This is a genomic window from Marinobacter santoriniensis NKSG1 (assembly GCF_000347775.1).
GTDB classification, from domain to species: Bacteria; Pseudomonadota; Gammaproteobacteria; order Pseudomonadales; family Oleiphilaceae; genus Marinobacter; species Marinobacter santoriniensis.
In genome coordinates, this window is sequence record NZ_APAT01000008.1 from 19,654 (window position 1) to 32,027 (window position 12,374).

The window sequence follows — 12,374 nt, forward strand, 5'->3', positions numbered from 1 at the left end:
CAGGCCATCCACCGGTGACAACCGTTAGCAGTGCTAGGTCTTTTCGAGGAGTACCTATGCCAATCGATCTATCAGAAACATTGGTTATTGGAATTTCGGCGACCGCTCTTTTCGATCTTTCAGAAGCCGACAAGGTTTTCAGACAGAAGAAAGCAGAGGACCCGGAAACTGCGATTATTGAGTACCGAGAGTACATGCTTCGGCATGAAGATGAGCCTCTGAAAGACGGTACTGGCATGCCTTTGGTGAAAGCGCTGCTCGGATTGAATAAACATCAAGCCGAAGGCGACAAAAATCCAATCGTTGAGGTCGTTGTAATTTCCAAAAATAGCCCAGAAACTGGCTTCAGAGTTTTAAAGGAAATAAGGCGGCGAGGACTTGCAATCACGCGGTCGGCATTCACTGCTGGTGAGCCGAGCTCCGACTATCTAGAGGCTTTCTATGTTGATTTGTTTTTGACCACAGATGAAATGGATGCTCAAAGTGTCGTCGATACTAAGGTTTGTGCTGGCGCAATTGTTAAGGAGCCGCCGAGATCTCCTCATGAATTGAGAGATGACCAAGTCAGGTTTGCCTTTGATGCAGATGCAGTACTATTTGGTGAGGAAAGTGAACTCATCAATCAGACTGAAGGTCTCGACAAGTTCTGGGAAATTGAAGATTTACAGAAAGAAGTCCCTCTACAAGAGGGCCCTCACGCGAATCTTTTAAGAAAACTTTCGAAGATCCAGGAACGTCTACCCGGAAGAATTGAGTATTCCCCTGTCCGACTTGCAATCATGACTGCAAGAAATAGCCCTGCTGAGATCAGGGTAATAAATACCATAAGAGAGTGGAACGTATATATTGATCAAGCATTTTTCTTGGGTGGTTTGCAGAAAAGCAGGTTTTTAAAGGCCTTCAAACCGCATATTTTCTTTGATGATCAGGATTCTCATTTAGATACTGCCGCATTGGATGTTCCCAGTGCAAAGGTTTTGTACCCGAGCGACTCGCCACTCAAAAAGGTGTTTGCCGAAAAAGAAGCTCACAAATAAATTCAGCGGAACGCTAGCGCGTCGGCTGATTGAGCCGTTAGTCTCCAACCTCAATGTTCGCTTTGCGACCTGGCCGAGCCCCGTCAAACTCCTAGACAAAAGCAAACATTCACGCCCCTCACCTTGAGGGCGGTTTTTGGTCGTCCCAAATCAAGGAATCAGCCAATATTTTGGCCGTGCGACCGTTTACACCTCCAGCCTCACCGGACAGCGAGTGCAAAATGATTTATTCACCCCAGAGCGGTTAAATGCGTGTGACGGGTAAGGCGGAAGTCATGCCCGAAGCAGGTTCCTGGGATCAGGCCGAGTTCTGGGCCGGTTTACGGCCTGCGACGCCCTCTAACGTGCCGTACACCTGAAAAGTCTTTATCTGAATACCGGACACGGTACCCTGGAATGGACCCATTCCTGTGGTTCCGCCGCGACTCCCTTGCCGGATATTACTAATGGCCGCAAGCCGGTGGTGGATTATACGCTTTCCGGGCTCTCGAAGGTCCAGCTACCTCCAGTCTGCAGTTGGCATCTTGGTCAAGCCCCAAAACCATTTCACTTTGAATTAATGAATTTCATGGTGAAATGGTTTTTCTTTATCTGATAAACCACTGTTACGTGTTTCTACCTACGAAATAATACCTATTTTCAATGGGTTGAAAGATTCCTTTTGTGTCTATCAAGAGTTGGCAGCGGCTTTGCAATGTTGGGTTTAAACGGTTCGTCCAGTTGATGAACAACAACACCAATCCAACAACCGTGTGCTGACTGATATGACTAAACCACTGGAAGGCGTCCGGATAATTGATCTGACCCATATGCTGTCCGGCCCTTACGCAGGAATGCTGCTGGCCGACCTTGGTGCCGAATCGATCAAGGTAGAGCCGCTCAAGGGTGAGGGCACCCGCTCCCTACTAGCCAAAGACCCGAAGAACTCCTACAACGGTCAGGGCGCTTACTTTATCACTCTGAATCGGAACAAGAAGAGTATCTGCATCGACTTGAAGTCCGAGGCAGGTCTAGCGACTTTCTATGACCTAGTTCGGGAAGCCGATGTGGTGCTGGACAACTTCTCTGCCGGTGTCCCCACAAAGCTTCGTATTGACCACGAAAACCTCTCAAAGATCAATCCAGGCATCATCACTTGCTCGATAACAGGCTTCGGGCAGGATGGCCCGAATTTCCAGCGGCCAGCATTCGATCAGGTAGTTCAGGGGATTGGCGGTGGTATGTCCATCACCGGACAAGACCCGGACCACCCCACTCGCGCCGGTATCCCTATTGGCGACTTGGGGGGCGGCATGTTTGCGGTCATGGGAATTCTAGCCGCGCTGCATTCCCGGCACGTGAACGGTTACGGCCAACATGTGGACATCTCCATGCTGGACTGCCAGATCAGCATGCTCAACTACATGGCCACGATGTATTTCCTGAGTGGTGACAACCCGGGGCCGATCGGCAATAGCCACTTTGTGCACGTGCCTTACGACGCGTTCCGCACATCGGACGGCTTCGTCATCATTGCCGTGATCTTCGACAGCTTCTGGGACAATCTGGTGGCACTGTTAAATATCGAGGCACTGAAAGACCCCGCCTATCGTACGCAGCCCGGCCGATTTGCTGACAAGCAGAAAATTAACCAGATCCTCTCCGAATTGTTGATCACCAACACTACCGACTACTGGGTCTCCCAGCTGTCCGGTGCCCGCATCCCCTGTGCGCCGGTGAACAAGTTCTCTGATGCGTTGACCGATCCGCAAGTGCTTTTTCGCAATATGGTGGTGGACATTCCGCAGCCGGGCGGAGGGTCGGTCCGTGCTCCGGGTAACCCTATCAAGCTCAGTGTCGACGTTGCGGAATCGTTTACCGCACCGCCTCTGTTGGGCCAGCACACCGCAGAGGTCCTGCGGTCGCTGGGTTACAGCGAGGACCGTATCAACGAGCTGAAATCCATGGGCGCTATTGGTTAAGGAGGGGTTATGTACGTTCGAGTCAACGAAGTTGGGCCCCGGGATGGCCTCCAAAGCCAGGGCAAAACCCTGACTGTTGACGCCCGGGCGCAACTGGTCAAGGCCCTGGTGGATGCAGGCATCCGCTATTTGGAGGCTGGCAGCTTTGTGTCTTCCAAGGCGGTGCCACAAATGGCCGGTACAGATGAACTGTTTGGTCGCTTGTCGGATATTAATCACGTTCGTTATGCCGCGCTGGTGCCCAACATGCGAGGCTATGAGCTTGCCACCGCGTCCGGTGCCCGGGTAGTGAATGTAGTGCTTTCGGTCACGGACACCATGAACCGGAAGAATATTCGTCTTTCCCTGGATGAAACCGCCGACGTCTGTGCCGCCATCGCCGAGCGGGGTCGCCGAGAAGGCATCGAGGTACAGGCGTACCTGGCGGTGGCGTTCGAGTGCCCGTTCGAGGGGCGTGTCGACCCGGAAGTGGTAGCCACGTTTGCCCACCGGATGAATGACGCCGGGGCGTCAAAGTTGATCATTGCCGACACCATTGGTGCGGCCAATCCCACGCAGGTCCGACAGGTACTGGATCTGATTGTACCGGAACTGGGTGCCGAGCGGCTGTCGTGCCACTTCCACGACACCCGAGGCATGGCCCTGGCCAATATTACCGCCGCTGTTGACCGGGGCGTGGCGGAATTTGACGCGTCCATCGGCGGCCTGGGCGGTTGTCCGTTTTCCCCGGGTGCGACTGGCAACGTGGCCACGGAAGACGTGGTGCTCCTGCTGAATAGCATGGGGCTTGATACCGGCATCGACCCATTGGATTTGGTACCGCTGGTTCGTCTTGCCGAGGAACTGACCTGCGTAACCCTGGGGGGTAAAAGTTTCCGCTGGCTGGCACAAGAGTACAACCGGACCCATGGGGGAGACCGCCATGGTGGGTAAAACCCTCGGGTTTCTGGCGCAGGTGGCGCCCTGGGCCGTGGTAAGCGGACTAGCCTACGCAGCCGCCTTTGTTAAGCCCGGAGTACAGCCTCTGCCGCTGCCCCAGCCGCTGATTGAGCCCCGGGACCGGTTCTACGATGTGGCCCGTTCGGGCGACGGCCGCTTCTGGTTTTCCGGATCCCATGGGGTCGTGCTCGAAGGGACTCCGGACAGCGCGCAGTGGCACAGGTTCACACTCCCGGAACCCGTCAATCTGCAAGGCGTGGCCGCGTCGGACGACGGTATCATCGTTACGGCCGGCAATGAGGGTTGGGTGTTCACCGGGACCGGCGGCGAGGACTGGCAGGCCCAGCACCTGCCAGTGTCCGACGTCGCCGGAAAGCTGGTTGATGTGATCTGGCTGGATGGCCAGTTCTGGGTCATCGGTGAGATGGGCGCGGTGTTCCGCTCCGACGATGACGGCCAGAATTGGGTCGATCTCGGTATGGACGAAGACATCTCCCTGAACGACCTGGCCCGTTCTCCAGACGGTACTCTCTGGATCGCCGCAGAATTCGGCACCCTGTTTCGCTCAAAGGACGGTGGCGCCACTTGGACCGGCACCGAGCTGGGTGCGGAGAGCCTGCGGGCGTTGGCGTTCCACGGCGATGATGGGGTGATTGCCGCCAATGGTGGCGTAGTTTACCGCACCGCTGACGGCGGGCAGTCCTGGCGGAGGGTCCAGACCCCGAGCCGTGAGCACCTTTACGACGTTGCGTGGGACGGCCAGCGGTGGGTGGTGACCGGCAATGGTGGCAGCCTGCTGGCGTCGGATGATGGCGCCGAATGGACCTCCATCGCACCGGATGGCCTGGGTTCCGGCTATTACACGCGACTGGTGACCACCGGCAAAGGTCTGGTGCTGGCCGGTCAGACCATTGGTGAGGTGGTCGACGGCCAGTGGCAGCCGTGGCCGCCCGCCGGCGCCCGCAACGGGGAGGATCAGCCATGATCAGTCGCGTTGCCCGCTCCCTTTCGGAGTTTTGCATCCGCCATCGCAAGCCGGTCGTTGCGCTCATTCTGCTGGCCACCGCCGCCATGGCGCTGACGCTTACGCACATCGACGTTCGCACCGAATTTTCGGACATGGTGCCCAGCAACCACGAATTTGTGGACGTTCACGAGGCCTACAAGGAGACCTTCGGCGGCAGTAATAAGGTGTCGATCCTGGTGCAGGCCAACACTGGCACGATTCTCACCCAGCCGATCCTCCAGGAGGTCCAGCGCATCACCCGGGCCCTGGCCAAGGTCAGCGGCGTCAACCCGTTTCAGGTGGTGTCGCTGGCATCCCGCAAGCTGAAGTCGGTCAAGGCCTCGTCCATGGGTATTGAGAGCGTGCCGCTGATGTGGCCGGACGTGCCGACCACCCAAGCCGGGATTGACGAGCTTCACGACGCGATCGTCAACAACCCGCTGGTGTATGGCATCTACGTGGATCGGAATCTGCAGTCGACCCTGATCCAGATGGATTTCTACGACCGACTGGTTGATTACAACAAGATTTTTCCTCAGGTCCAGGCCATCCTCGACGAATCGCCGGTGAAAGATCAGGTCAGCCTGCATGTTGTTGGCGAGCCCATCCTGTACGGCTGGGTGAACCATTACTTGGATGAAACGGTGATGATCGCCCTGATGTCGCTGGGCGGCATGCTGCTGGCCCTGTTCCTGCTCAACCGGACCTGGCGAGGCACCCTGCTGCCCCTGGTTAGCGGCGTTGTGTCCTGCATCTGGGCACTGGGTATTGGAGTGCTGCTTGGCTTCAACTTTGACCCGCTGGTTATCGTCGTGGCGTTCATCATCACCGCACGCTGTTTCAGCCACGCGGTGCAGATGATAACCCGCTTCGACGATCTGTGCGACGGTGAGCAACTGGCGCCGGAACGGGCGGCGGAACTCACCATGAAAGAGCTGTTCCGACCCGGCTTGCTCGGCCTGGTGTCGGACGCTGGCGCCATCCTGTGCGTGGTGCTCACGCCCATTCCCCTGCTGCAGAAAGTGTCCATTATCGGCGCCATCTGGGTGATGACTATTGGCTTCTCAGCGGTGATTCTTACACCGGTTTTGTTGAGCTGGGTGAGCACGCCTCTGCGGGTCGCCCATCCACTGAACCTTCGGTTTCTGCTGAACGCGGTTCTGCTGGTGGCGGTGAAGGTTGTGGAGACCCGGGTCCGTTACGTCGTCATCCCCGTGGTACTGGTGCTAATGGGGCTGCTGGTGGCCGAAGCTTCGCGCATTACCATCGGTGACGCCACTCCAGGCTCTCCGATCCTTTGGGAGGACGCCAGCTTTAACCGGGACAGCGCGCTGATCAATTCTCGTTACCCGGGCACCGAGCAAATGTTTGTGGTGCTTGAAGGCGACGAACAGGACGCCATGAAACGCCCGGATGTGCTGGCCTGGATGCAGGCTTTCCAGCGCCGCATGGAACGCATGCCCCAGATTGGTGGCAGCGTGTCCCTAGCGGACATTGTGGTGGATGTGCGTCGCAACCTCTACGAGGGCAATCCCCGCTATAGGGAGCTGGGCGCCACGCAGATTGAGAACGGTGAGCTGATCAGTTTCTACATGCAGGGCGCAGCACCCGATGACCTGGCGCAGTTTGCCGATCCGGTGTTCCAGAACGGCTCCGTGGTCATGTATTTCCGGGACCACAAGGGCGAAACCCTGCGTCAGGCCATCTACCAGATCCGCCGATTTATCAAGGAGCACCCGCTGGAGGGCGTCAACGTTCGCCTTGCCGGTGGCTCCTTGGGCATCATCGCCGCCGTCAACGACATCCTTCTGTCCGATCAGATTGAGTCCATCGCCCTGGCACTGCTGGTGGTCATCGTGTCCTGCCTGGCCGTGTACCGCTCTTCCGCCAGTGGCATCTTCTTCATCGTGCCGGTGCTGATTTCCAACGTGGTGACCTTCGCCTACATGGCGTGGCAGGGCATTGGCATGAGCATCAGCACGTTGCCCGTGGTCGCACTCGGCATTGGCCTGGGCGTCGACTACGCGTTCTACATCGTCGATTCCATTAAGGAAACCCTGGAGAAGGAACCGACCATCGATCCCATGGACGCCATTCGGCAGGCCCTGTTCTCGGCCGGACGAGGCGTTCTTCTGACCTCCGTCACGCTTGCGGCGGGGGTACTTCTCTGGTCCCTGTCTTCGCTGCGATTCCAGGCGGAGATGGGCACGTTAATCGGGCTCTGGCTGCTGGTGTCAGCGTTTACCTCGCTGTTTGTCATGCCATCCCTGGTTCGGGTGCTGCAACCGAAGTTCATCTTCGGAGACCGCACTGAAAACGCCGACTCCGCCGACGAGACGGAACGGCTGGCGCAATCCACTCACTGATGATGGGAACCGATATGAAGATCGACAAAAAGAAAGCAACGGCCCCCCTTCGCTGGCAACGGCGGCTGCTGGCCCTGGGCGTCCTGGCAGGCACGCTGGGTGCACAGACGGCGGCAGCAGCGGATGACTGGCTGACCAAAGACTGGGAGGTCAGCGGTTATCTCCGTGAATACCTGTCCTGGAACCTGGAGAACCCGACGTTGATTGGCCCGGACGGACAGCAGAGGGATGACTACCGCTACTCGCTGTCTATGGCGCGGACCGTCGGCAAGTTGGACCTGTACCGTGATTTCGGCAACTGGCGGATGAAAATCACCGGGCGCGTGTCCAGGGAGTCCCCCACAAGCTATGGCAAGGACCTTCAGGAAGTGATGGATGAGTGGGCTGCGACCGGCGGTGCCAGTGGGTCCAGCGTAAACCTTCGGGATGACGTCTACGACGACGAAGAACTCCGCGAGTTCTGGATCCAGGGCGACGTGACCGACACTACCAACCTGAAGATCGGACGTCAGCAGGTAGTCTGGGGCGAGACCGATTTCTTCCAACTGCTGGATGTTGTGCACGGCTACGACTTCCGCTGGCGGTCGTTCCTGGAGCCGGAGAACGAGGAGCTGCGCAAACCCCTGAACATGGTGAACATCACGCAGCGCTTTGACCAGCTAGACGCCAGTCTGCAGGCAATCTACATCCCCGGACAGCTCAATGACCACGAGGATCGAGGCAATAGCTACGACGTGGAAGGCGGCCGCTGGGCCAACAACCCGAATAAGGGTATTACCTTCGCATCGGCGCCGTTCGGAGCCAACGTTCGGTACAACTACGACCACCCGGGTGCGGACATGGATGACGACTCCTATGGTCTTCGCTGGAACGGGTTGCTGGGGGACTGGGGTTACTCCTTGGGCTGGTTCCACGGACCGAATCCGAACCCCGTGGTAAACCCGAACCCGGCCACCAACCCGGGCCAGCCGCAGCTGCAGACCGGCCCCTACGAGGGCGTCTACCAGGGCGGCGCAACGGAGGCGGGCGAATTCATCTACCCGTACATTGACGTGTTCGGCGTAACCGCCAACAACTACTTTGCGGGTCCGGACCTAGTGTTCAGCACTGAGCTGGCCTACATCCCGAACGCGCCCTACAACGTGGGCATAGAGAGCATCGCAGAAGGCCCGGGATGCGGTTTCTTCCCCGGCTTCTGCGGCATTCGCGAGAAAAACCTGTTCCGGTCCATGTTCCGGATCGACAAGCAGCTGGATCTCCAGAGCTATTTGGGCACCAGCCGACCGTCGTTCTTTACCGTCCAGCTGTTCAATAACTGGATCACCAATTTCGACAAGGAAGAGCAACTGGTCAACCTTGCCGGGTTTGGTGGTGCCACCAAGGAATTCAGCAGCATTGCCACGGCGGTCCTGGCCACCAACTACGCCAACGATCAGATCAACCCTTCCCTGGCGGTGGGTTCTGACCTGACCTACGGCGGCGGTTTTGTCATTCCAGCGGTGGAGCTAGCTTACGGCGATCACGTGCGGGTGCGGTTTGAGGCCGACGTGTTCTTCCACCGGACCGATCAGGAAAAGCCGCTGCAGGGCTTTAACGACACCAATCTGTTCGGCTACTTCTCCGGCAACGACCAGTTGCTGGCGCGCCTGACCTACCAGTTCTGACGACGTGAGGAGCACAACAATGAAAACTATCCGTACTCTGAAGACTTTCGCCCTGGCCGCCGGCCTCATGGCCGGCTCCGGAATGCTGTCCGCGGCTGAGCTGTCTGCCGGCGACACCCTGAGCGCCGCTAACTTGGACCAGCGCCTATCAGACACCTTTCACGGTGACACCATCGACAGTCTGCTGACAGATGTGCAAAAGCGGCTGATAAAAAACGAGGGGTTGATTATCACCCTGAAGGACCCCGAGCCCATTCAGTTGGGCAAGGACTACCTGGCCGCCACAGAGAAATACGCAGGCACCGTCACCTACAACCCGGATACCCGGATGATGGAGGGCTGGAAGGCTGGCATTCCGTTTCCGAACGTGACGGAAGACACTCCTAATGCTGCCGAGAAGCTGATCTGGAACCACCATGTGGCCCAGCCCATCAAGAACTTCCAGGACTACCCGGAGTTCGCCTACCTATTCATCGACGATGAGCGGGGTCTGGAGCGAACCCAGAACTGGGTGCTGCGTCGCTATTACATGAAAGGCCGCCTGGGTGAGGACAAAACCGTTGAGGGCGACGGCGACGTGCTGTGGAAGCAGCTGTTGTACGCCACCTATCCGGCGGATATCCGGGGCTTGGGTCTGTTCACCATCCGCTATGACAGCCCGAAACTGGACGACAGTTGGGCGTACATCAAGTCCGTGCGTCGGACCCGGCGGCTGTCCGGTGGCACCTGGATGGACCCGATCGGCGGCACCGATCAGCTGAACGACGATATTGAGATCTTCAACGCGCATCCGACCTGGTATCCGGAGTACAAGCTGCTGGGCAAACGCAAGGTGCTGGTGGTGGCAAACAGCCAGACCAGCGCCTGGGCCCCGGACGCTTCCGGGAGTGCCGCTCAGTTTCCGATCGTGGATCTTGACCATGCGCCCTACTGGAACCCGAAGGACCAGTGGGAGCCACGCGAAGTGTGGGTGATTGAGGCTGTTACTCCGCCGGAGCATCCGTACAGCAAAAAAGTAATGTACATGGACACCCAGTTCCCGCGCTTTTACATGGCGGACGTCTATGATCGTAAAGGCGAGTTCTGGAAGTGGATGAACTACGACCTGCGCACCATCAAGACCGAGGACGGTGACCGGGGCATTGTCTCCAATGCGGGCTTCACGATCGACTACCAGCGACGCCACGCCACCATTTTCGTGTTGGCCCCGAGCGCCAAACTCAACACGCCGGGTTTCGATGGCGATTCTATAAGTTTGCGTGAACTGGAACAGGCTGCGGTCCGCTAGTGCGCGCTCGAAACCGATCAATTTTGTCAGGAGAGTAGTATGAGCTTTCGACTTGGGGTTGATGTGGGCGGCACCTTTACGGACCTTCTGCTTATCAACGATGACACGGGTGCCACCTATACGGCCAAGGTGCCCTCCACCCCCTCGGATTCCTCTGTGGGGGTCCTGAACGGCATCGAGAAAATCTGCCGGACGTCGGGCATCGACCCCCGGCAAATCCGTTCGGTGATGCACGGCACCACGGTTGCTACCAACGCGATCCTCACCCAGAAGGGCGCCAAGGTCGGGCTAGTGACTACCAAGGGTTACAAACAGGTGCTGCACATTGCCCGCTCCTTTGTGCCTGGTGGTTTGGGCGGCTGGGTTATCTTTAATAAGCAGCCGCTGCTGGCACCGCTGGAACACACGGTGGAGGCGGCCGAGCGCCTTAGCTCCGGTGGTGAGGTGGTCACTCCGCTGGACGAGGCCGATATAAGGGCGAAACTCGAACAGTTGCGTGAAGCTGGCATTGAAGCGCTGACGGTGTCACTTATCAACGCTTACGCCAGCGGTGTCCACGAAGAGCGGATAGCCGAGATCGCTGAGGAAGTGATGCCGGGTATCCCGGTATCACTATCCTCCCGGGTCGTCCCGGAAATGCAGGAATATGAGCGCACAGAAACCACGGTGGTTAACAGCTTCGTGCGTCCGGAGGTGTCCAGCTACCTGGATCATCTCGAAGCGGAAATCCAGGCTCGTCTAGCTGATGAGGTGCAGCTTTCGATCCTGCGCTCCGACGGTGGTCTGGCCACCTGTGACTCGGCCTCTTACACACCGGTCAACCTGCTCCTGTCCGGCCCCGCCGGAGGTGTGGCGGGGGCTATCTGGTTCTGTTCCCGGGGCGGCTTTGACAAAGTGCTCACCTTCGATGTGGGCGGTACCTCCACGGACGTAGCGCTGATCGAGGACAATCACGCCCGCCTTCGCCGGGAAACCCGAGTCGGGGATGTGGCCGTTCGTGCGCCATCGGTCGATGTTCGGACCGTAGGTGCCGGTGGTGGTTCCATCGCGTTCGTGCCGGAGCTGACCAAAGCGCTCCGTGTGGGCCCCGACAGTGCCGGCGCAGAGCCGGGTCCGGCGGCCTACGGCAAGGGCGGTGAGCAGCCCACTGTAACCGATGCTAATGTCGTTCTGGGGTACCTGCCCGCCAATCAGAAGCTGGGTGGCGACATGGAAATCCGCAAGGACCTGGCCGAGGCGGCGGTTCAGAAAGTGGCGGATGCCATGGGTGTGCCGCTGAAAGAGGCTGCGGAAGGCATTGTCCGGATTGCCAATGAGCATATGTTTGGTGCCCTGCGGCTGATTTCCGTGGAGCAGGGTTACGATCCTCGGGAATTCGCGCTCTGTGGTTTCGGCGGTGCTGGGCCCTTGCATGCTAACGCGCTCGGTATCCTGATGGATGCATGGCCGGTTATCGTGCCGCCGTCGCCCGGCGTACTGTGCGCCTACGGTGATGCCACAACCCGGGTCAAAGACGAGGCTTCCCGCTCGTTGATTAAGGGGTTCTCTCAGCTTGACAAGGGTGGGGTGGTTTCCATTCTGGAAGGCCTCACTCGACAGGTCAGCGAATCGCTGGAGCAGCAGGATATCCCCGCTGACCAGCAGACCATCACCTGGCAGGCGGATGTGCGGTATCAGGGCCAGGCATTGCTTCTGACTCAGGATGTTTCGCCGGAATCCCTGCGGGAACAGGGCCTTGGCTTGCTCCAGAGCGCCTTCGATGCAGAGCACGAGCAGCTGTTCAGCTTCTCGCTCGACGAGGAACACGAACTGGTGAACCTGCGCGCTATCGCCCGTGCACCGCGCCCGAATATTACCGAGCGGGAGTGGTCCTCTCAGGCGACAGATTTGGCCGATGCCATTAATGGTGAAAGCCCGATCTACTTTGAGGGCGCCGACCACAACGCCACCCTCTACGATCGCGAGCGGCTCTGCCCCGGGCACATCGTGCCTGGTCCGGCCATCGTGACCGAAATGGATTCCACTACCGTCGTTTTTCCGGGCTATCAAGCGGAAGTCGACAAGGTGGGCAACCTGTTGATTGAACCTGTCGGCCGCCAGGGCAAGGAGTAAT

General features: G+C 58.3%; 8 protein-coding genes and 1 pseudogene. All 9 read left to right on the plus strand.

The features are described from left to right. Positions 1 to 56 precede the first annotated feature (56 nt). The 9 genes and pseudogenes from MSNKSG1_RS02805 to MSNKSG1_RS02840 all read left to right on the plus strand — a co-directional run bounded on the left by MSNKSG1_RS02805 (position 57) and on the right by MSNKSG1_RS02840 (position 12,373). Positions 57 to 1,037, plus strand: a complete 981-nt coding sequence (locus MSNKSG1_RS02805) for a 5'-nucleotidase (RefSeq protein ID WP_008937722.1) — start codon at positions 57 to 59, stop codon at positions 1,035 to 1,037. A 266-nt stretch (positions 1,038 to 1,303) separates the two neighbouring features. Then, positions 1,304 to 1,524: pseudogene (locus tag MSNKSG1_RS19570) on the plus strand (D-amino acid dehydrogenase); the annotation flags it as partial. Between the two features lie 277 nt (positions 1,525 to 1,801). After that, positions 1,802 to 2,998, plus strand: coding sequence for a CaiB/BaiF CoA transferase family protein (locus MSNKSG1_RS02810; RefSeq protein ID WP_040886589.1), 1,197 nt, complete (start codon positions 1,802 to 1,804; stop codon positions 2,996 to 2,998). A 9-nt stretch (positions 2,999 to 3,007) separates the two neighbouring features. Then, the gene (locus tag MSNKSG1_RS02815; protein WP_008937725.1) at positions 3,008 to 3,931 is read left to right on the plus strand and encodes a hydroxymethylglutaryl-CoA lyase; all 924 of its coding nucleotides are present in this window, start codon (positions 3,008 to 3,010) and stop codon (positions 3,929 to 3,931) included. Beyond that, a complete protein-coding gene (locus MSNKSG1_RS02820; RefSeq protein WP_152638706.1) occupies positions 3,921 to 4,922 on the plus strand; it encodes a YCF48-related protein in 1,002 nt (333 codons plus the stop codon). The genes MSNKSG1_RS02815 and MSNKSG1_RS02820 overlap by 11 nt, the downstream gene beginning before the upstream one ends. After that, positions 4,919 to 7,309 carry an efflux RND transporter permease subunit gene (locus tag MSNKSG1_RS02825; protein WP_008937727.1) on the plus strand — a complete coding sequence of 797 codons (2,391 nt, stop codon included), beginning with the start codon at positions 4,919 to 4,921 and terminating at the stop codon, positions 7,307 to 7,309. The genes MSNKSG1_RS02820 and MSNKSG1_RS02825 overlap by 4 nt, the downstream gene beginning before the upstream one ends. A 14-nt stretch (positions 7,310 to 7,323) precedes the next feature. Then, a complete protein-coding gene (locus MSNKSG1_RS02830) occupies positions 7,324 to 8,973 on the plus strand; it encodes a DUF1302 family protein (protein ID WP_227497937.1) in 1,650 nt (549 codons plus the stop codon). A 19-nt stretch (positions 8,974 to 8,992) separates the two neighbouring features. Further along, on the plus strand, positions 8,993 to 10,261 hold the full coding sequence (locus MSNKSG1_RS02835) for a DUF1329 domain-containing protein (RefSeq protein WP_008937729.1): 1,269 nt from the start codon (positions 8,993 to 8,995) through the stop codon (positions 10,259 to 10,261). Positions 10,262 to 10,300: 39 nt separating this feature from the next. After that, positions 10,301 to 12,373 (plus strand): hydantoinase/oxoprolinase family protein, encoded by a 2,073-nt coding sequence (locus tag MSNKSG1_RS02840; protein ID WP_008937730.1) that lies wholly within the window; start codon positions 10,301 to 10,303, stop codon positions 12,371 to 12,373. Position 12,374: the final 1 nt, after the last annotated feature.

Bases quoted from the DNA above. Each gene is read 5' to 3' on its own strand.
- MSNKSG1_RS02830 (WP_227497937.1), top strand. From the start codon at position 7,324: ATGAAGATCGACAAAAAGAAAGCAACGGCCCCCCTTCGCTGGCAACGG.
- MSNKSG1_RS02835 (WP_008937729.1), top strand. From the start codon at position 8,993: ATGAAAACTATCCGTACTCTGAAGACTTTCGCCCTGGCCGCCGGCCTC.
- MSNKSG1_RS02825 (WP_008937727.1), top strand. From the start codon at position 4,919: ATGATCAGTCGCGTTGCCCGCTCCCTTTCGGAGTTTTGCATCCGCCAT.
- MSNKSG1_RS02805 (WP_008937722.1), top strand. From the start codon at position 57: ATGCCAATCGATCTATCAGAAACATTGGTTATTGGAATTTCGGCGACC.
- MSNKSG1_RS02810 (WP_040886589.1), top strand. From the start codon at position 1,802: ATGACTAAACCACTGGAAGGCGTCCGGATAATTGATCTGACCCATATG.
- MSNKSG1_RS02840 (WP_008937730.1), top strand. From the start codon at position 10,301: ATGAGCTTTCGACTTGGGGTTGATGTGGGCGGCACCTTTACGGACCTT.
- MSNKSG1_RS02820 (WP_152638706.1), top strand. From the start codon at position 3,921: ATGGTGGGTAAAACCCTCGGGTTTCTGGCGCAGGTGGCGCCCTGGGCC.
- MSNKSG1_RS02815 (WP_008937725.1), top strand. From the start codon at position 3,008: ATGTACGTTCGAGTCAACGAAGTTGGGCCCCGGGATGGCCTCCAAAGC.